16 protein-coding genes are annotated in these 18,422 nt (G+C 62.4%); 10 read left to right on the top strand and 6 right to left on the bottom strand.

Going from position 1 to position 18,422, the window contains the following annotated elements; genetic code table 11:
• Window positions 1-10: 10 nt before the first annotated feature.
• The gene (locus tag BLP76_RS02265; protein ID WP_092809258.1) at window positions 11-1,639 is read right to left on the bottom strand and encodes a long-chain-fatty-acid--CoA ligase; all 1,629 of its coding nucleotides are present in this window, start codon (window positions 1,637-1,639) and stop codon (window positions 11-13) included.
• A 141-nt stretch (window positions 1,640-1,780) separates the two neighbouring features.
• On the opposite strand from BLP76_RS02265, the gene BLP76_RS02260 reads away from it, so the two are divergent.
• Window positions 1,781-2,197 carry a hypothetical protein gene (locus BLP76_RS02260; protein WP_092809257.1) on the top strand — a complete coding sequence of 139 codons (417 nt, stop codon included), beginning with the start codon at window positions 1,781-1,783 and terminating at the stop codon, window positions 2,195-2,197.
• 113 nt (window positions 2,198-2,310) lie between these two features.
• On the top strand, window positions 2,311-2,466 hold the full coding sequence (locus BLP76_RS18700; protein WP_170130351.1) for a hypothetical protein: 156 nt from the start codon (window positions 2,311-2,313) through the stop codon (window positions 2,464-2,466).
• Here the strand turns inward: BLP76_RS18700 and BLP76_RS02255 are convergent, their stop codons facing one another.
• On the bottom strand, window positions 2,467-3,654 hold the full coding sequence (locus BLP76_RS02255; RefSeq protein ID WP_200170479.1) for a pyridoxal phosphate-dependent aminotransferase: 1,188 nt from the start codon (window positions 3,652-3,654) through the stop codon (window positions 2,467-2,469).
• A gap of 87 nt (window positions 3,655-3,741) precedes the next feature.
• Here BLP76_RS02255 and BLP76_RS02250 point away from each other — a divergent pair, with 87 nt between their 5' ends.
• The 4 genes from BLP76_RS02250 (at window position 3,742) to BLP76_RS02235 (ending at window position 7,060) form a co-directional block, all read left to right on the top strand.
• Window positions 3,742-5,187 carry a M48 family metalloprotease gene (locus BLP76_RS02250; protein ID WP_244514381.1) on the top strand — a complete coding sequence of 482 codons (1,446 nt, stop codon included), beginning with the start codon at window positions 3,742-3,744 and terminating at the stop codon, window positions 5,185-5,187.
• A gap of 35 nt (window positions 5,188-5,222) precedes the next feature.
• Window positions 5,223-6,041, top strand: a complete 819-nt coding sequence (locus BLP76_RS02245; RefSeq protein WP_092809256.1) for a DsbA family protein — start codon at window positions 5,223-5,225, stop codon at window positions 6,039-6,041.
• Between the two features lie 82 nt (window positions 6,042-6,123).
• Complete coding sequence (locus tag BLP76_RS02240; protein WP_092809255.1) at window positions 6,124-6,504, top strand: NADH:ubiquinone oxidoreductase subunit NDUFA12; 381 nt, start codon at window positions 6,124-6,126, stop codon at window positions 6,502-6,504.
• An 88-nt stretch (window positions 6,505-6,592) separates the two neighbouring features.
• Window positions 6,593-7,060, top strand: coding sequence for a DUF2155 domain-containing protein (locus BLP76_RS02235; RefSeq protein ID WP_092809254.1), 468 nt, complete (start codon window positions 6,593-6,595; stop codon window positions 7,058-7,060).
• Here the strand turns inward: BLP76_RS02235 and aat are convergent.
• From aat to aroQ, 4 genes are read right to left on the bottom strand one after another with little or no spacing between them, the layout of a single operon-like run.
• Complete coding sequence (aat, locus tag BLP76_RS02230) at window positions 7,057-7,734, bottom strand: leucyl/phenylalanyl-tRNA--protein transferase (RefSeq protein ID WP_092809253.1); 678 nt, start codon at window positions 7,732-7,734, stop codon at window positions 7,057-7,059. The two genes, BLP76_RS02235 and aat, sit on opposite strands and share 4 nt — an antisense overlap.
• Before the next feature lie 4 nt (window positions 7,735-7,738).
• Window positions 7,739-9,103 (bottom strand): acetyl-CoA carboxylase biotin carboxylase subunit, encoded by a 1,365-nt coding sequence (gene accC, locus BLP76_RS02225; protein ID WP_092809252.1) that lies wholly within the window; start codon window positions 9,101-9,103, stop codon window positions 7,739-7,741.
• A gap of 17 nt (window positions 9,104-9,120) precedes the next feature.
• Window positions 9,121-9,591 carry an acetyl-CoA carboxylase biotin carboxyl carrier protein gene (accB, locus tag BLP76_RS02220; protein ID WP_092809251.1) on the bottom strand — a complete coding sequence of 157 codons (471 nt, stop codon included), beginning with the start codon at window positions 9,589-9,591 and terminating at the stop codon, window positions 9,121-9,123.
• A gap of 2 nt (window positions 9,592-9,593) precedes the next feature.
• Complete coding sequence (gene aroQ, locus BLP76_RS02215) at window positions 9,594-10,046, bottom strand: type II 3-dehydroquinate dehydratase (protein WP_092809250.1); 453 nt, start codon at window positions 10,044-10,046, stop codon at window positions 9,594-9,596.
• Between the two features lie 137 nt (window positions 10,047-10,183).
• Here aroQ and BLP76_RS02210 point away from each other — a divergent pair, with 137 nt between their 5' ends.
• The 4 genes from BLP76_RS02210 (at window position 10,184) to BLP76_RS02195 (ending at window position 18,417) form a co-directional block, all read left to right on the top strand.
• Window positions 10,184-11,056: an alpha/beta hydrolase gene (locus BLP76_RS02210; protein WP_092809249.1), complete on the top strand. Its 873-nt coding sequence runs from the start codon at window positions 10,184-10,186 to the stop codon at window positions 11,054-11,056.
• A 274-nt stretch (window positions 11,057-11,330) separates the two neighbouring features.
• The gene (locus tag BLP76_RS02205; RefSeq protein ID WP_170130352.1) at window positions 11,331-13,388 is read left to right on the top strand and encodes a putative bifunctional diguanylate cyclase/phosphodiesterase; all 2,058 of its coding nucleotides are present in this window, start codon (window positions 11,331-11,333) and stop codon (window positions 13,386-13,388) included.
• A 485-nt stretch (window positions 13,389-13,873) separates the two neighbouring features.
• The gene (locus BLP76_RS02200) at window positions 13,874-17,629 is read left to right on the top strand and encodes a vitamin B12-dependent ribonucleotide reductase (RefSeq protein ID WP_092809247.1); all 3,756 of its coding nucleotides are present in this window, start codon (window positions 13,874-13,876) and stop codon (window positions 17,627-17,629) included.
• Window positions 17,630-17,964: 335 nt separating this feature from the next.
• On the top strand, window positions 17,965-18,417 hold the full coding sequence (locus BLP76_RS02195; RefSeq protein WP_092809246.1) for a hypothetical protein: 453 nt from the start codon (window positions 17,965-17,967) through the stop codon (window positions 18,415-18,417).
• Window positions 18,418-18,422 lie beyond the last annotated feature (5 nt).

Genomic DNA, 18,422 nt, shown 5'->3' with positions numbered 1-18,422 from the left:
TCGTTGTTTCCTAGGCTTCGACGGCCGGACGGTAATCTCGGAACTGGTCGCGCAGCGCCATCTTCTGGATCTTGCCGGTCGCCGTATGTGGAATTTCCTCAACGAAGGCAACATCGTCGGGAGCGGCCCACTTGGCCACTCTCTGACGAACGAAGTCAAGAATGTCTTCCCTGTCGGGCCGCACATCCTTTTTCGGCACGATGATGAGGAGCGGGCGCTCGCCCCATTTCTCGTTGGCCACGCCGATCACGGCGGCTTCGGCAACATCGGGATGCGCGACCGCCGCATTTTCGAGCTCGATCGAGGAGATCCATTCGCCGCCCGATTTGATCACGTCCTTGGAGCGGTCGGTGATCTGCATATAGCCGTAAGGATCGATATGGGCGACATCGCCCGTGTCGAAGAAGCCTTCCTCGTCGAGAAGCGGACCGCCCTCGCCTTTGAAATAGGCTTTCGCGACGGCCGGCCCGCGAACCTTCAGGCGCCCGAAAGTCTTGCCGTCCCAGGGCAGCGGTTCGCCGGCATCATCGGTCACCTTCATCTCGACCGTGAAGGGCGGGTGTCCCTGTTTCTGCAGCACGTCGAGGCGCGCTTCACCCTTGAGCCCCTGATATTCCGGCGTCAGCGTGCACACCGTTCCAAGCGGGCTCGTCTCCGTCATGCCCCAGGCGTGGATGACCTCCACATCGTAATTGTTCTGGAATTTCTCGATGACCGCACGGGGACAGGCCGAACCGCCGATGACCACGCGCTCGAGATGCGGAAGCTTGCTGCCCGTCTCTTCCAGGTATGACAGAAGCATCAGCCATACCGTCGGCACGGCGGCGGTCACCGTCACCTTCTCCTCGTCGAGAAGCTGGTAAATGGACGCGCCATCCATTTTCGGCCCCGGCATCACCATTCCGGCGCCCACCATCGGGGCGGCAAAACAAATCGCCCAGCAATTGGCATGGAACATCGGCACGACCGGCATGATCCGGTCACTGCTCGACAGATCGATCATGTCCGGGAGGCTTGCGACCATCGCGTGTAGGACGTTGGAGCGGTGCGAATAGATCACCCCCTTCGGAACGCCCGTCGTACCGGAGGTGTAGCACATGCCGGCAGCGGTGTTCTCGTCGAGGCTCTCCCAGGCAAAATCCACGTCCACCTCGTCCAGCCATTCGTCATAAGGGACGAGATCGAGCGAGGAAGACGGCAGGTGCGCCCGATCGCTCATCACGATCACCTTCTCCAGGGTCGGCAGAGCATCCTTCAGCTTCTCAACGATCGGCACGAAGGTGAGATCGGTGAAGAGAAGCCGGTCTTCCGCGTGGTTGATGATGTAGGTGATCTGCTCGGCAAAGAGGCGCGGATTGACGGTGTGGCAGATCGCGCCGATGCCCATCACGCCGTACCAGACTTCGAGATGGCGCATCGTGTTCCAGCCGAGCGTCGCCACCCGGTCTCCGAGCCGGATGCCGTGGGCCGTCAATTGCTGCGACAGCTTCAGCGCCCGTCGCCTGATCTCACGGTAAGTTGTGCGGTGGATTTCCCCTTCCACGAGCCGCGACACCACCTCGCGATCGCCATGATAGGCCGCGGCATGATCGAGGATGCGATGGCAGTTCAAGGGCCAGTCTTGCATAAGACCGTGCATGTTGTTCCTCCCTTTCGCCTTTCGGCGTTATGTCATCGCCCAGCACAATTGAGCGCTGCAGCGTGAGCCCATTGTCACTCGGCTCGCAAAAAGCCGCAATCACGTCGAACTCTTTCCCAAGACAGGCGTTAGGCGCTTCGTATGGCTCAAGAAAACCTCGCCGGCATCGAAGCCGGCAACGGCAAAGACAAACGCGAAGACAGTTTCTCTCTGCCGCAATTGGATTTCGAAATGGCTCTCGACATGGCCGACGGCGACACCGCCTCGTGGATCGATCTCGTGCGCCACGCAGCCGAGACGTCAGGTGGCGATCTCCTTTTCGTGCTGCCGAGTTTTTCCGGCGACGGAGAGGCCACGGAGAAGGCGATGGTGCGTCTGCCCGACGGAGAGAGCGATGTCCTCATCGCCGTCAGCCACGACGATGACGGCTTCCATTATGAGGCCGAGGCGGCGATCGACGAGGAATTGAAGGACTTCGCGCACGCCTCGATTGACGTTTTGAGGCGCATGCAATCCGACGCCCAGATCGTTTCACCTCTCGTCGAAACCGAGAACTAAAACAAAGTGTTGCGCGAAGCGCCGCAGGTAGCGATTTCGGATTGCTGTTAAGAGCGCTTTAAGTCTACGAGGCCCACACTTTCAACACCGCAACTGCGGAATGGACCTTCAAGATGCACGACCGAAAAGAGACTGCTTTCCAGTCGCAACATCACGATCAACAAGTCGCAGAGCGGCTTCGTCAGCGCTATCAACAGATCGGCATTCCGGCCGTGCGGGCCGCTGCCGCGATGAAGAGCGCTCAGGCCAAGGCGGCTCAGAAGCGCTGATCAGGCCAGCCACCGCTGCAAGCGGCTCAAGCCTTCCTGCATCGCCTCCTCCGCGCCCGCGAAGGAGAAGCGCATGGTCAGGTGGCCGCGCGCCGGATCGAAATCGGCGCCGGGCGTGGCAGCGACGCCTGCCTCTTCCAGCATGCGACGGGCAAAGCTCGTCGAATCGTTGGTGAAGCGGGCGACCGAGGCGTAGACGTAGAAGGCGCCGTCGGCCGGCGGTATCGCCTCAAAGCCGAGTTTCGGCATTCGCTCCAGAAGAAGCGCGCGATTGCGTGCGTAACCGGCCTTGATCTCTTCGAGTTCCTGGGTGCAATCGAAGGCAGCAATGGCTGCGCGCTGCGACAGATCCGGCACGGAAATGTAGAGTGACTGGGCCAGACACTCCATCGGCCGCACGAGATATTCGGGCAGCACCATCCAGCCGATGCGCCAGCCGGTCATGCAGTAATATTTCGAGAACGAATTGATCACGATCGCTTCGTCGGAGAACGTCAGCGCGGTCTCCGCGCGGCCGGCGAAATCGAGGCCGTGATAGATCTCGTCGGAGATGAACCGGATACCGAGTTCGTTGCAGGTGGCGATCAGCGCCTCAAGCTCTTCAGGCGGCGTCATCGTGCCGGTCGGATTGGCCGGACTTGCGATCAAAAGGCCTGACAGCGGCGTTTCGCGATGTGCGCGCCGCAAATGGTCGGGCGTCAGGATCCAGTGCGTATCGGGACCGACCGGGATTTCGACGGCCTCAAGCCCGAGCACGGAGAGAATGTTGCGGTAGGCTGGATAGCCGGGCGCAGCCATTGCGATGCGTGCTCCGGCATCGAAAGCACCCAGGAAGGCGAGCATGAAGCCGGCCGATGAGCCCGTCGTCACCGCCACCCGCTGCGGATCGAGGTCGATGCCATAGGTTTCGCCGTAATGGCGGGCGATCCTCTGCCTCAACGCGCGAATGCCGAGCGCTTCCGTATAGCCGAGACGCCCGTCCTTGAGCGCCAGGCGGGCAGCTTCCAGGACACCCGCAGGCGCCGGCGCGCCGGGCTGGCCCACTTCCATATGAACGATGTCGCGGCCTTCGCTCTCGAGTTTTGCGGCCGCGGAGAGCACATCCATTGCGATGAACGGTTCCACCGCGCTGCGCAGGGACGGCTTGCGCGGGAATACGCGTCCGCCTGCGTCATCTGCACGCCACATTGTTTGCCCTTTGTCGATGCTAATCTTGGACCAAGCCTGAGAACGATTGACCGGCCGATCCGCAATTCCTAGCGTGAAGTTGCACCCGTGAACAGCATCACCGGCCATCTGCGTCCCTCTTTCCGCGCCATGACCTCGATCCTCCTGCGCCGCTTCCGCCACACCGCAAAGGCCGTCTTCAGTCTCGGCCTCGCTGCAAGTCTCGCCTTCGCCGCCCAGCCCGAGACAGCCTCAGCGCAGCAGCGGCAGATGAAGATCATCCGCGATGCGGAGATCGAGGCCCTCTTGATGGATTATGCCCGACCGATCTTTCGGGCAGCCGGCATCGGTTCGTCAGGCGCGCAGATCGTCATCATCAACGATCGCGACTTCAACGCCTTCGTGGCGAGCGGCCGGCGGATGTACATCAATTCGGGAGCGCTTTTGGAGGCGGAGACCCCCAACGAGATCATCGGTGTCATTGCCCACGAAACGGGACATCTTGCCGGCGGACACCTTCAGAATCTTCGCAACGAAATGGCCCGCGCCCAGGCGATCGGCGCCATCGCCTCCATCCTGAGCGCCGGCGCGATGGTGGCCGGTGCCGCCGCCGGCTCAAGCAGCATCGGGCGCGGGGGCGCGGCGGCGATGACGGCTGGACCGGGCATGGCCATGCGCTCCGTCCTCAGCTATCGGCGGGCTCAGGAAATCTCGGCCGATCGTGCGGCCCTCACCTATCTCAATGCCACCCATCAATCGGCGAAGGGCATGATCAAGACCTTCCGCCGATTCGCCGACCAGTCGCTGTTTTCGGCGCAATACGTCGATCCCTACGTGCAATCGCACCCGATGCCGGCAGAGCGCATCGCGCAGCTGGAGACGATTGCAGCCAAGAGCCAGTATTGGGATGCGAAGGATCCCCCTTCGCTGCAGCTTCGTCACGACATGATGCGGGCGAAGCTCTCCGGCTATACGGAGTCGCCAGCGCGGGTGGAGCAGCGCTTTCCCCGCTCACAAAAGACCCTGCCTTCGGCCTATGCCCATGCGATCCTCGCCTACCGCACGGGCGGCGTGCGCAACGCGATCGGCCAGATCGACGCCCTCATCAGGAGCGATCCGAAAAATCCTTATTTCTACGAATTGAAGGGGCAGGCGCTTTTGGAATCCGGCAAGGCCGATGCCGCCGTAGGCCCGTTGCGGCAAGCCTATGCGCTGGCGCCGGATGCCGGCCTCATCCGCATCCTGCTCGGTCATGCGATCCTGGAGACCGGCCGCGACAATCTTCTGAGCGAGGCGATCGGGCATTTGCGGGCGGGTGTCACGAGCGAGCCGCTTTCCTCACTCGGATATCGCTATCTCGCGATGGCTTATGCCCGTCAGGGCCATATCCCGCAGGCTGAACTTGCCACGGCCAACGGCCTTCTCATTGACGGCGACGTCAGGACAGCGCAGAGCTACGCCAAACGGGTTCAAGCGAAGGTGAAGCGCGGCTCGCCGGAATGGCTGCAGGCCGATGACATCCTCACCTATAAGCCGCCTGACACCCAACGCTAAGTCCTGATGGAACAGAACACAGCCAGGTATTCCGTATGAACGCGCTTCGTATCTTCTACGCCTCGATCGTCGCTACGGCTTTGATCCTTGCCGTTTCGGTCGGTTATGTGATCAGCCAGACGAGCGGATCTGAGACATCGCCCGCAGCGACCGAGCAAGGAGCACTCTCCGAGGACAGCACCAGCGCGACACAACAACTGGTGCGCGATTATCTGGTCTCCAATCCAGAGGTCATCGAAGAGGCGCTCATGGCGCTGCAGAACAAGCGCGTCCAGGAGGCCCGGAGCCAGCAGAGCGAGACGATCACGCGCATGCAGGACCAGCTGTTCAATTCCAAGAACCAGGTCGTGCTCGGCAATCCGGACGGTGCGGTCACGCTCGTGGAATTCTTCGATTACAATTGCGGCTATTGCCGCCGCGCCTATCCCGACATGATGGCGCTCATCGACAACAATCCTGACCTCAAGATGGTGTTGAAGGAGTTCCCGATCCTCTCCGAAGGCTCGGTGCAGGCCGCCAGGATCGCCGTTGCCGTCGACGCCGTCGCTCCGGATAGCTATAGCGATTTTCACCGGGAAATGATGACGCGCGGTGGTCAAGCGGACCGTGCCAAAGCGCTTGATGTCGTGCGCGATCTCAATCTCGACGTCGCAGCGATCGAGGCCAAGGCCGGCGAGAGCTCCGTCGACGAAAACCTGACCGAGGTGCAGACTATGGCTCGCGCTCTCGATATTTCGGGCACGCCGTCCTACATCATCGCCGATGAGGCCATTCCGGGCGCGGTCGGTTTCGACCAATTGCAGCAGAAGGTTTCCGCTGCGCGCAAATGCGGTGGCAACACGCTCAGTTGCTGAGCGAGAGGCGCCGAGCGAGAGGCACAGACGGGAACGAGGCGTTGATGTCAGAGCGCGAGTTTGAACAAAGGGTAGCGGCCGTATGAAGAAGTTTTTCCTGCATCTTTTCACCTGGTGGCACGACGCGACCCTCAACACGCGCGTCTTCACATGGCGCAAAGGCATCTTCGTCGGGGAGGACGATGCCGGGAACCGCTATTACCGGCACCGGAAGACCAATTCTCGCTGGGTGCTTTACAACGGCGACCCGGAGGCATCACGCGTGCCGCCGGGATGGTACGGCTGGCTGCATTATCGCACGGACATCCCTCCGACAGACGAGAGCTACACTGCGCCAGCCTGGGAGAAGCCGCATCGGCCGAACATGACCGGCACCGCCGGCGCCTATCACCCGCCGGGCTCCCTCACGACGCCGGAAACGCGCCCCAACGTCACCGGCGATTACGAGCCGTGGACGCCCTGATCCTGCCGCACAAAGGGTGTCTTTGCACAGCGCCCTAGGCGCCAAGCGGAACTCTTCGGATCGCGTTCCCTTTGAACGGATAGCTTTTATGACGCGGATTTTTCTCGCCGCTCTTGCGATCGCCATGTCGATCCAGGGTGCTGCGGCAGAGCCCATTAAGAATCCCGTGGCCGTGTTTCGCGGCCTCGACAAGATCACCGGCCGGATCATCACCTTCGATGTGCGGATCGACGAGACCGTACAATTCGGCGCGCTGCAGGTGACGCCGCGGGTGTGCGATACGCGCCCGCCGACGGAGCCGGAGCAGACGACGTCGTTCGTCGAGATCGACGAAATCACGCTTTCCAACGAAGTGCAGCGCATCTTCACCGGTTGGATGTTCGCCTCGAGCCCCGGCCTGCACGCTGTTGAGCATCCGGTCTATGACGTGTGGCTCATCAATTGTAAGGCGAGCGTCGACGAGATGAGCGAAGAGCCGCGCGGGCCCGATGCTCTGCCCGAGCTGGCACCCGACAGCAGTCAGGGAACCGAGGAAGAAGCCCCGCCGGAAGACTAAGCGCGGCCCGCCGGGTCGCCCTCGTCTTCGGTCTCTTCGGCGGAACCCTGATCTATTTTGTCGAGGCGGAAGAAGTCGGCCTCCACCTGAAGCGCCTCTTCCAGCATCTCCTGGTAGCTCGCGCGCGACACCGATACGGCGCCGAAGGTCTCGAGATGCGTTGTGGTGAATTGGGTGTCGAGGAGCACGTAGCCGCCCGTGCGGAGACGTTCGACGAGGGAGACGAGGGCCACCTTCGAGGCATCGCGCACGTCTGAGAACATGCTCTCGCCGAAGAAAGCGCCGCCGAGCGACAGGCCATAGAGGCCGCCGACCAGCCTTCCCTCCTGCCAGGCCTCGACCGTATGCACATAGCCGCGCCTGAAGAGCGCCCCGAAGAGACGACGGATCTCGCCGTTGATCCATGTCGAGCGGCGACCTGGACGCCGCCTGGCACAGCCGCCGATCACCGCGTCGAAATCGGTGTCGACGCGGATCTCTAAAAGCCCGGAGCGCATGGTTCGCCTTAGCCGGCGCGGCACATGGAACGTGTCGAGCGGGATGATGCCCCGCTCATGTGGCTCGACCCAAAACAGATTCGGGTCGTCGGCCGAATCGGCCATCGGAAAGATGCCGCAGGCATAGGCCTTGAGCAGAATATCGGGCGTAATGGCGAATGCGTCTTCGCCGCGCATCGGCTCAGGCGATCAGCTTGTCGCGCGAGCGCGTGTCGGCCAGGAACTTCTCGAGCCAGCGGATATCATAGGCGCCATTGGCGATATCGGCGTTCGCGACAAGATCACGAAAGAGCGGCAGCGTCGTCTCGATCCCATCGACAACGAATTCGTCGAGGGCGCGGCGCAGGCGCATCATGCATTCCACCCGCGTGCGCCCATAGACGATCAGCTTGCCGATCAGGCTGTCGTAGTGCGGCGGCACCCGGTAGCCCTGATAGACGGCCGAATCGACACGCACGCCGAGGCCGCCCGGCGGGTGATAATAGCTGATGCGGCCCGGAGAGGGCGAAAAGGTCTCCGGGTTTTCCGCGTTGATGCGGCATTCGATGGCGTGGCCCCTGATGACCACGTCTTCCTGGCGCACGGAGAGAGGCGAACCGGCCGCCACGCGAAGCTGTTCGACGACGAGATCGATGCCAGTCACCGCCTCCGTCACCGGGTGCTCCACCTGCAGGCGGGTGTTCATTTCGATGAAATAGAACTCGCCGTTCTCGTAAAGGAATTCGACGGTGCCGGCGCCGCGATAGCCGAGATTGGCCATGGCATTGGCAACGGTTTCGCCGATGCGGCTGCGCTCTTCCTCGTTGAGGGCGGGAGACGGCGCCTCTTCCCAGACCTTCTGGTGGCGGCGCTGCAGCGAACAATCGCGCTCGCCGAGATGAATCGCTGTCCCCTCGCCGTCGCCCATGACCTGCACTTCGATATGGCGCGGATTGGCGAGGTATTTTTCCACATACATGGAATCGTCGCCGAAGGCGGCCATCGCTTCGGCTTTGGCCGTTGCGAGCGCCGACGCCACTTCATCCGGTCCGTTGGCCACCTTCATACCGCGACCACCGCCACCGGCTGCGGCCTTCAAAAGCACGGGATAGCCGACTTCGGCAGCGATCCGGGAGGCTTCTGCGGCATCGGTGATTGCGCCCTTGGACCCCGGAACGACCGGGATCCCGAGCGCCATCGCCGTTTCCTTGGCCTGCACCTTGTCGCCCATGAGGCGGATATGCTCGGCCGTCGGGCCGATGAAGGTGATGCCGTGGGCGGCGAGAATATCGGCAAAGCGCGCGTTTTCCGACAGGAAGCCGTAGCCCGGATGCACGGCATCTGCGCCGGTGATCTCGCAGGCGGAGACGATCGTCGGAATGTTGAGATAACTCTGGGACGCCGAGGGTGGACCGATACACACGCTCTCGTCGGCGAGACGCACATGCATGGCGTCCGCATCGGCGGTTGAGTGCACAGCCACGGTCTGCACGCCCAGCTCCTTGCAGGCACGCAGGATCCTGAGTGCGATTTCCCCGCGATTGGCGATCAGAACCTTGGAAAACATCGGCCCGCCTGTTCGTCTCATTCGATGATCAACAGGGGCTCGCCGTATTCCACCGGCTGGCCATCCTCGACGAGGACGGCGCTGACGCGTCCGGAATGCGGAGCCGCGACTTCGTTCATGTGCTTCATCGCTTCCACGATGAGGACCGTCTGGCCTTCGCGCACCGTATCGCCGATTTCGACGAAAGGCCGCGCGCCTGGCGCGGGCGCACGGTAGACCGTGCCCACCATGGGCGAAGGAACGCAGCCCGGATGCCGGCTCGGATCGTCGATCGCCTCTGATGCGTCCGCCGCGTCGCGTGCGGAGGGTGAAGCTTCCGCCGGAACGGAGACGGCATAATTCGCCGCCGGTGCCGGACCCAGATTGCGCGCCACGCGGATGCGCAAATCTTCGTTTTCGATTTCGATCTCGGAAAGCTCAGTTTCCTTCAGGAGCTCAGCCAGCTCACGCACCAGCTCCTTGTCGATCGCACGCTTCTTTTCAGCCATGCCTAAGTCTCAAGCCTCCCGGCCTCGTTCATCTCGATCAGCGCCTCGGCTGCCAGCCAGTAGGACTGCGCGCCGAAGCCACAGACCACACCCTGCGCCACCGGCGCGATATAAGAATGGTGTCTGAACGCTTCGCGAGCGAAGACGTTCGACAAATGCACTTCAATGACGGGCGCAGCGATGGAACGCACCGCATCGGCAAGCGCCACGGAAGTATGGGTGTAGGCGCCCGCATTGAGCACCACACCGTTCGCGCCATCCGCCGCATGGACGAACTCGACAAGTTCGCCTTCATGGTTGGTCTGACGAAAAATCAAATCGTATCCCCGCTCCTGAAGGCGGTCGCGCAACATCGCTTCGATATCGGCAAGCGTAGCCATCCCATAGATCGACGGTTCCCGGACACCGAGGCGGTTGAGATTTGGACCGTTGAGGATATGGAGGACGGGCGCCATGCAGCCATTAAGGAGGTGGGCAATTGGGCGTGTTTTAGACGTTTTGACGAGCGGGTCAAACGAACGCGGCCGGTTTCCCGCAACCATTTCGCCGCGGCAGCCATAATAGAGGCCAGGTTCCCACCAACTTCTTCACCATGTTGTCACTTTCCTATCTCTGGCAGGACGCCGCCTTGCGGTTTGCCGACCTCACCTCCCCGAAGCGGGGCTATCAGCGGATATCCGACATCGCCTACGGCGTGGGACCGCGCCACAAGCTCGATCTCTACAAGAGCGAATCACCGCGCGAGAACACACCGCTGGTGGTGTTTTTCTATGGCGGCGGATGGGACAGCGGCAAAAAGGCGGATTATCGTTTCATCGCCCAGGCGCTCACGATGCTCGGCTGCGACGTCGCAATCCCCGATTACCGCCTCTATCCGGACGTGCACTTTCCGCAGTTCGTCGAAGACGGGGCGAAGGCCGTCGCTTTCCTCGCCTCAGGCAAAGCCGACGGGGTCCGCCGCCCGGTCTTTCTCGCCGGGCATTCGGCCGGAGCCCAGATCGCTTTCCTTCTGACCCTCGACCGCCGCTATCTCGCAAAAGCCGGCAGCTCGGTGGAGACGGTTGTGGAAGGCGCGATCGGCCTCGCCGGTCCTTACGATTTCCTGCCGCTCGAAGAGGAGCGCTACAAACGCGTCTTTCCCCTGGAGACGCGGGCGGCAAGCCAACCGATCGCTTTCGTTGACGGGCCGACACCGCCGATCTTTCTAGCCACCGGAAATGCCGACCGGACCGTCGATCCGGCCAATTCGGAACGCCTCGCCAGAAAGCTGCGCAGCTTCGGCAACGAGGACGTCACGCATGTCACCTATCCGAAAATCGGCCATGCGGATCTGATCGGAACCCTGCTGCCATTGCTGCAGCGCAAAGCACCTCTGCTCGCCGATTTGGGTGACTTCATCGAGGCGTATTCGCAACCGCCAACGCCCTCGCGGGAGCCTGTTCGAGAAGCCGTTCCGACGATGTGAGGGCTTCACACAAAGCGCGAAAAAGACATAGCTTTTCGACAGTTTGTACGTTTCGCCTCATTCCAGACACCGCATAAAAAAGCGATAATCTCCGGGTAAGTGATTCGTCCAGGCGAACGGCCCGACCGATTTCTACCCCACGGCGAATAAGGGCCGTATGGGTGCATCGCAGCAAAGGCCTTCGCCGGTCCATCTCCTCGTCAATCTTGCCAAAAACAAGCTGAACAAAGCACGGGAAAGGCAGGCAGGCACGGTGTCCGCAACGAGCAGCGAGATGCAGCGCTATTCGCCGGAAGAGAGCGCTCGCGCCGTCGCAGAGACGGGCGCGCTTTTGATCTGGCGCGCAGCGCCCGATGGAACGCCTTTGGCGGCGCTCGCGGATACGCGCCAGATAGAGGTTCCGAGGTCCCTGCCGTTTGCCTGCGTCGCGCTCGTGCATCCAGACGACCGGGAGCCGATGCTCGCACAGTGGCATCGCTGCCTCGCCGAGGTGCACCCCTTTGACATGCATTATCGCCTCCGTCAGGCCGACGGCTCGTATCGCTGGACACGTGGGCGCGGCATTCCGCTGAGTGCTCCCGAGGGCGGCGTGCAGGAATGGGTCGGCACAGTCAGCGACATCCATGAGCATGTCACGATGGAAGCCGCGCTCAGTCTGAGCGAGGGACGTTTGCGGCTTGCTCTGGAAAGCACCGGCCTCGGCATCTGGGAATATGACGTTGCAACAGGCGTCACCTGGCTGTCGAAAACCGCGGCTCAACTCCTGCAGCGCCCCGGCCTTCGCCTGACGCGCAAGGAGCGCTATGCCGTTCTCCATCCGGATGACCGCCAGGCTTTGATGGTTCTTTTCCGTGATGCGGTGGCACGGCGCACGCAAGAGCGCTTCGAGACCGAGTTTCGCATCCGCCGCGGGAACCCTGCCGAAACGATCTGGGCCACATGTTCCGCCCGCCTCGTCTTTCGTGCGAACGGCACGCTTTCGCGCATCATCGGCACGCTGGGCGATATCACCGAGAGGCGCTGGCAACAGGAAACGCTCTTCCGACTGGCGCATTACGACCACCTCACAGGTCTCCCGAACCGGCGGCGGCTCACACAACTCTTTAAAGAGCATGGGGCGCATGCAACGAGCATGGGCTTTCTGATCGTCGACATCGACAATTTCAAAGATACCAACGACCGATTCGGCCATGCGATCGGCGACGAGGTTCTGCGCGCCGTGGCGCGGCGGCTGCGCGATGTGATCCCCGACGAGGCGCCCATCGCCCGCCTCGGCAGCGACGAATTCGGCGTGCTCCTTCCCGGGTTGGATCACAACGGTCAGGCGCTCGCCATAGCACAACAGATCCACGAGGCTTTCGCCTTCCCCTTCCCGGCCCCCGAACGCAGCGTGCATCTTTCGGCCGGCATCGGCATTGCTTTTGCCAAGGAGCACCGCGACGGCGTGGGCACGGTTCTCGTTGAAGCCGATCTTGCCGTTGCCGAGGCAAAGCGGGCCGGCCCCGGCGAAACGGCGTTCTTCGCGCCGGCGCTGCGTGAGCGCCTGCACCGACGGCAGCAGCTTTGCGATGAATTCGAGCGGGCGCTCAAAGAGGACGAATTCGACCTCTTCTATCAGCCGCAGGTCGCGCTGCAGGATGGAAACATCATCGGCGCCGAGGCGCTCTTGCGCTGGCGTCATCCGGATCGGGGCCTGCTCGAGCCGAAAGACTTTCTGACGATCCTCGCCCAGAGTCGTTGGGCGCGGCCGACCGGAGACTGGGTGCTGCGGCGAGCCTGTCTCGACGCGGCAAAACTGGCGGCCCAAGGCGAACCTTTGCGCGTCGCGGTCAATCTGTTTTCAGCGCAGCTGCAGAGCGGCGCACTCGACCGCACGATCGAGCGTTGCCTCGCGGAAAGCGGTCTGCCGGCACATCTCCTCGAGATCGAAATCACCGAGCACGTGATTCTGTCCAACGACGAGGCGACCCTCGCCAGGCTCGACCGAATCACCGAGCTCGGCTGCTCCCTCGCCTTCGACGATTACGGCACCGGCTACGCCTCACTCTCCATGCTCACCCGCTATCCGGTGACGCGCCTCAAGATCGAGCAGAGCTTCATCACCTCGGTCTGTGCTGACGACACCCATGCGGCGATCGTCGAGGCGATCTTGTCGCTTGCCAAGAGCCTCGGCCTCGGGGTGACGGCTGAAGGGGTGGAGACATCAGAACAGGCGCAATGGCTCAAAACGCATGGCTGTCCTGAAGGCCAGGGGCGGCTCTTCGGCATGGCGATGCCGCTTCTCGATCTGCACGGCCGCGTGCTTGGCTGGCCGGGCCGGCAGCGCCCCTAGAAAGCCCGAAAAACCGCCGGCAAAGCCTTTGCTGGCTTGAGCGAATCGCCTCGATGCAAGGGGCCGGCAACGAAGGCAGCGTGCACTCTTTTCCCCACATATCTCCGCTTCCTCCACAACATCTCGATTCATCGCTTGTGATGCCCACAAGGGATTGACGAGACGGCGCCGAAGCACATAGCTTCCGGACAACGACAGGCGCCCACGGCGTCGCCGTCTTAAGTCAGCGTAAAATCACAGTTTTCGAGTGAGAGTCCGGGCCCGCGCTCGGCCCTTAGCTGTGCCTTGATCAAACGAACCCCGCCGTCACACAACCGCAATATATGGTGGATTTAGGGGTTTGTTTACACTATATATGGAGGATCGGCTTGCGACCCCGCCACATCGGGGGCGAGCCATTCTCTGGGACAAAAGCGGCAGTCCTTTCAAACGGACTCCAGGCAAAGGGCGGCCAGCATGGCCGACCCTTGGGATGAGGAGAGATTATGCGGATCGCGCGCCACTACACGCAGACGGGGCAGTCGCCCTACGCGTCCATCGAATTTCGTACAGCCACCAGCGAGATCCGCAATCCGGACGGATCTGTCGTCTTCCGGCTGGAGAATTTCGAGGTGCCGGCGCAGTTCAGCCAGGTGGCGGCCGACATCCTGGCGCAGAAATATTTCCGCAAGGCGGGCGTGCCGGCGCGGCTGACCCGCGTCGAAGAGAATTCTATCCCCTCCTTCCTGTGGCGCTCCGTCGCCGATTCGGAGGCACTTGCCGACCTGCCCGAGGAAGAGCGCACCGGTTCTGAGAGCGACGCGCGCCAGGTCTTCGACCGGCTCGCCGGCGCCTGGACCTATTGGGGCTGGAAGGGCGGCTATTTCGACGGCGAAGAGGACGCGGAAGCCTTCTTCGACGAGATGCGCTACATGCTCGCCACCCAGAAGGCGGCGCCAAACTCTCCGCAATGGTTCAATACGGGCCTGTTCTGGGCCTATGGCATCGATGGGCCGAGCCAGGGCCATTATTACGTCGATTTCCAAACTGGAAAACTCGTCAAGTCGAAGAGCTCCTACGAGCACCCGCAGCCGCATGCCTGCTTCATCCAGTCGGTCGCCGACGACCTCGTCAACGAGGGCGGCATCATGGATCTGTGGGTGCGTGAGGCGCGCCTGTTCAAATACGGCTCGGGCACCGGCTCGAACTTTTCGAACTTGCGCGGCGAAGGAGAAAAGCTGTCGGGCGGCGGCAAGTCGTCGGGCCTGATGAGCTTCCTCAAGATCGGCGACCGTGCAGCGGGCGCCATCAAGTCGGGCGGCACGACGCGGCGCGCGGCGAAGATGGTGATCGTCGACATCGACCATCCCGATATCGAGCAGTACATCGACTGGAAGGTGCGCGAAGAGCAGAAGGTGGCCGCCCTCGTCACCGGCTCGAAAATCGTCTCGCAGCATCTCAAAGCCGTGATGCGCGCCTGCGTGAATTGCGAGGGCCCGGGCGGCGATTGCTTCGAGCCCGCCAAGAACCCGGCCTTGAAGCGCGAAGTGCGCGCCGCCAAGAAGGCGCAGGTGCCGGAGGCCTATATCCGCCGCGTCATCCAGTTCGCGCGCCAGGGCTACACCGACATCGAATTCCCGACCTACAACACCGATTGGGATTCGGAGGCCTACCTCACCGTTTCGGGGCAGAACTCCAACAATTCCGTGTCGATCCGCGACGACTTTCTGCGCGCGGTGGAATCCGACGGCACATGGGATCTCATCAACCGCATCGACGGCAAGGTCGCCAAGCGTGTGCGGGCCCGCGAATTGTGGGACCAGATCGGCTTTGCCGCCTGGGCCTCGGCGGATCCCGGCCTCCACTTCAACTCGACGATGAACGACTGGCACACCTGCCCGGCCTCGGGGCGCATCAACGCCTCCAATCCGTGCTCGGAGTACATGTTCCTCGACGACACGGCCTGCAATCTCGCCTCGCTCAACCTTCTGCAGTTCCTGAAGGAGGCCGATGAGAGCGGTCACCGCGCCTTCGACGTGGAAGCCTTCGAGCATGCCGTGCGGCTGTGGACGGTCGTGCTTGAGATCTCCGTCCTGATGGCGCAGTTCCCGTCGAAGGAGATCGCACAGCTTTCCTACAAGTTCCGCACGCTGGGTCTTGGATTCGCCAATATCGGCGGCCTTCTGATGAGCTCGGCCATCCCCTATGACAGCGAGGAAGGCCGTGCCATCTGCGGCGCGATCAGCGCCATTATGACGGGCACCGCCTATGCCACGTCGGCGGAAATGGCCGCCGAACTCGGCGCCTTCCAGGGCTTTCCGCCGAACCGGGCGCATATGCTGCGCGTCATCCGCAACCATCGGCAGGCCGCGCATGGCGAGGCCACGGGCTATGACGGGCTCAACACCAATCCGGTGCCGCTCGATCATGACATCTGCGTTCGCCTCGGCGAGGACGGCAAGGCCTTGTCGGAGCACGCAAAGGCGGCATGGGATCGGGCGCTCGATCTCGGCGAGAAGCACGGCTATCGCAACGCCCAGGCGACGGTGCTCGCCCCGACCGGCACGATCGGCCTCGTCATGGATTGCGACACGACCGGCATCGAGCCCGATTTCGCCCTGGTGAAATTCAAGAAGCTCGCCGGCGGCGGCTATTTCAAGATCATCAACCGGGCGGTGCCGGAGGCGCTGAAGCGGCTCGGCTATACGGCCGAACAGATGTCCGACATCGCCGATTATGCCGTCGGTCACGGCTCGCTCGACGATGCCCCGGGCGTGAATATTGCGGCCCTTCAGGAGAAGGGCATGTCGGATGCGGCGATCGCCAAGGTGAAGGCAGCTCTTGCCTCCGCCTTCGACATCAAGTTCGTCTTCAACCGCTGGACGCTCGGCGACGAGGAAATGACGTCTCTCGGCGTCTCGGCCGAAGCGATGGCCGATCCCGCCTTTGACGTTCTCGCCCATCTCGGCTTTTCCAAGAGCGAGATCGAGGCCGCCAACACCTTCTGCTGCGGGGCGATGACACTTGAAGGCGCGCCGCACCTCAAGGACGAGCATCTGCCGGTCTTCGATTGCGCCAATGCCTGCGGGCGGCTCGGCAAGCGCTATCTGTCGGTGGAAAGCCATATCCGCATGATGGCGGCGGCTCAGCCCTTTATCTCCGGCGCCATCTCCAAGACGATCAACATGCCGAACGATGCGGCCGTCGAGGATTGCAAGAACGCCTATATGCTGTCCTGGAAGCTCGGCCTCAAAGCCAATGCGCTCTACCGCGACGGCTCAAAACTCTCGCAGCCTCTCAACTCCCAGCTTCTCTCCGACGACGAGGACGAGGCGGAGGATCTCGTGGAAGAGATCGCCGCCGCCAACACGCCGCAGAAGGCGGCGATCGCGGCGGAGAAGATCGTCGAGCGGATCGTGGAGCGCGAAGTGCATGTGCGCGAGCGCGAAAAACTGCCGAACCGCCGCAAGGGCTATACCCAGAAGGCGATCATCGGCGGCCACAAGGTTTATCTCAGGACCGGCGAGTTCGACGACGGACGCATCGGCGAGATCTTCATCGACATGCACAAGGAAGGCGCCGCCTTCCGCGCCATGATGAACAATTTCGCCATCGCCATCTCGCTCGGCCTGCAATACGGTGTGCCGCTTGAGGAATATGTCGACGCCTTCACCTTCACCCGCTTCGAACCGGCGGGCATGGTGACCGGCAACGAGGCGATCAAGAACGCCACCTCGATCCTCGACTACGTCTTCCGCGAGCTCGCCATCTCCTATCTCGGCCGCCACGATCTCGCGCATGTCTCCCCGGAGGATATCCGCTCCACCTCGATCGGACGTGGCGTGGAAGGTGATCGCCCGGCGCCTGCCCCCGTCTCGCACGGGCTGGTGCGCGGCCAGACGAGCCGGTTCCGGGTGTTTGCCGGCAACGAGCCGAAAGGCTCCGCCGACACGGCTCCGGCAAAGCCCGCAAGCTCCAACGTGACGGCGATCTCCTCAGGCCAGCCGATGGCCAAGGGCAACCTCGCCTTCAAGCGGGATCTCGCCCCGGAGGCGGAACAACACGCTCATGTGGCGCCGCTCGACATCAACGAGCCAGAGCCGGAGACGGCCGCAAGCCCCGACAAGGCGACGCAGGTCGCGATGGCCCGGATGAAGGGCTACGAGGGCGAGGCCTGCACCGAATGCGGCAACTTCACCATGGTCCGCAACGGCACGTGCCTGAAATGCGACACGTGCGGGTCGACGAGCGGGTGCAGTTGAGCTGAGGAGGATTGTTGCTTACCCCATAAGACCGACATCTATCCCATATCTCGGTTCGCATGACCCCATAAGATCGTCGTGAGGCGCCGACGAATATTGCAACCTGAGATCGAGAAGGCGTGCGGACGAATTAGGAGAGACACGATGGCAGACGACAGGCGTCCATCCGTCCGGCCGAGCGGTATCGGCCCCCTATCCCGGCCAAAACCGTGGAGCGGGGAACGAGGTCTAACGAATTTCAATCTGCAGCAGGCCCTGCAAGGACTCGGGGGTACGAAGCCCGGAAGCGACGGGGGCGCCCAGCGGGTTCTTCGGACGGAGAGCATCCGCAAGAAGTGACCGAAGCGGCCTTCACTCAGTTAGCAGCGGTGGCGGGGACGTTCCTCGCCGCCGGTGGACTCATTGCGACAGTTCTCTCAATCCGACAGAACACCCGCTCGAACGATCTCCGTTCCCTCTTCGACATTGTCACATCCATCCGGGACGCAGAGATGCGTCTCCGCGCAGCGCAGAACGAGCCTCCGCGGCTTGATGCGGAGATCGCGAACTACCTCAATCTGCTCGAAGTCCTCGCGGCAGCCGTGAACGACGATCTCTTTGGCCCCGTCGCCAGGAGAGTCGCGGTCGATCGCCTCGTCAAAGATCTCGCGTTTTTCAGGAGCATCCCAGCTATGCGAGAACGACTGGATCGGGAAATGCAGACGGCCGAGACGTTCTCCGAGATCCGAAAATTCTTCCAGAGGAACGAGAGGGCGATCAAAGCCATCTCACCGTCGGGCGAACGGTGACGGTG

The organism is Afifella marina DSM 2698 (genome assembly GCF_900102695.1).
Lineage (GTDB): Bacteria > Pseudomonadota > Alphaproteobacteria > Rhizobiales > Afifellaceae > Afifella > Afifella marina.
The sequence above is the reverse complement of the archived record's forward strand: the minus strand, read 5'-3'. Positions and strand labels throughout refer to the sequence as shown.

Coding starts and splice junctions, on each gene's coding strand:
- BLP76_RS02265 (WP_092809258.1), bottom strand. CDS start 1,639: ATGCACGGTCTTATGCAAGACTGGCCCTTGAACTGCCATCGCATCCTC.
- BLP76_RS02260 (WP_092809257.1), top strand. CDS start 1,781: ATGGCTCAAGAAAACCTCGCCGGCATCGAAGCCGGCAACGGCAAAGAC.
- BLP76_RS18700 (WP_170130351.1), top strand. CDS start 2,311: ATGCACGACCGAAAAGAGACTGCTTTCCAGTCGCAACATCACGATCAA.
- BLP76_RS02255 (WP_200170479.1), bottom strand. CDS start 3,654: ATGTGGCGTGCAGATGACGCAGGCGGACGCGTATTCCCGCGCAAGCCG.
- BLP76_RS02245 (WP_092809256.1), top strand. CDS start 5,223: ATGAACGCGCTTCGTATCTTCTACGCCTCGATCGTCGCTACGGCTTTG.
- BLP76_RS02240 (WP_092809255.1), top strand. CDS start 6,124: ATGAAGAAGTTTTTCCTGCATCTTTTCACCTGGTGGCACGACGCGACC.
- BLP76_RS02235 (WP_092809254.1), top strand. CDS start 6,593: ATGACGCGGATTTTTCTCGCCGCTCTTGCGATCGCCATGTCGATCCAG.
- aat (WP_092809253.1), bottom strand. CDS start 7,734: ATGCGCGGCGAAGACGCATTCGCCATTACGCCCGATATTCTGCTCAAG.
- accC (WP_092809252.1), bottom strand. CDS start 9,103: ATGTTTTCCAAGGTTCTGATCGCCAATCGCGGGGAAATCGCACTCAGG.
- accB (WP_092809251.1), bottom strand. CDS start 9,591: ATGGCTGAAAAGAAGCGTGCGATCGACAAGGAGCTGGTGCGTGAGCTG.
- aroQ (WP_092809250.1), bottom strand. CDS start 10,046: ATGGCGCCCGTCCTCCATATCCTCAACGGTCCAAATCTCAACCGCCTC.
- BLP76_RS02210 (WP_092809249.1), top strand. CDS start 10,184: ATGTTGTCACTTTCCTATCTCTGGCAGGACGCCGCCTTGCGGTTTGCC.
- BLP76_RS02205 (WP_170130352.1), top strand. CDS start 11,331: ATGCAGCGCTATTCGCCGGAAGAGAGCGCTCGCGCCGTCGCAGAGACG.
- BLP76_RS02200 (WP_092809247.1), top strand. CDS start 13,874: ATGCGGATCGCGCGCCACTACACGCAGACGGGGCAGTCGCCCTACGCG.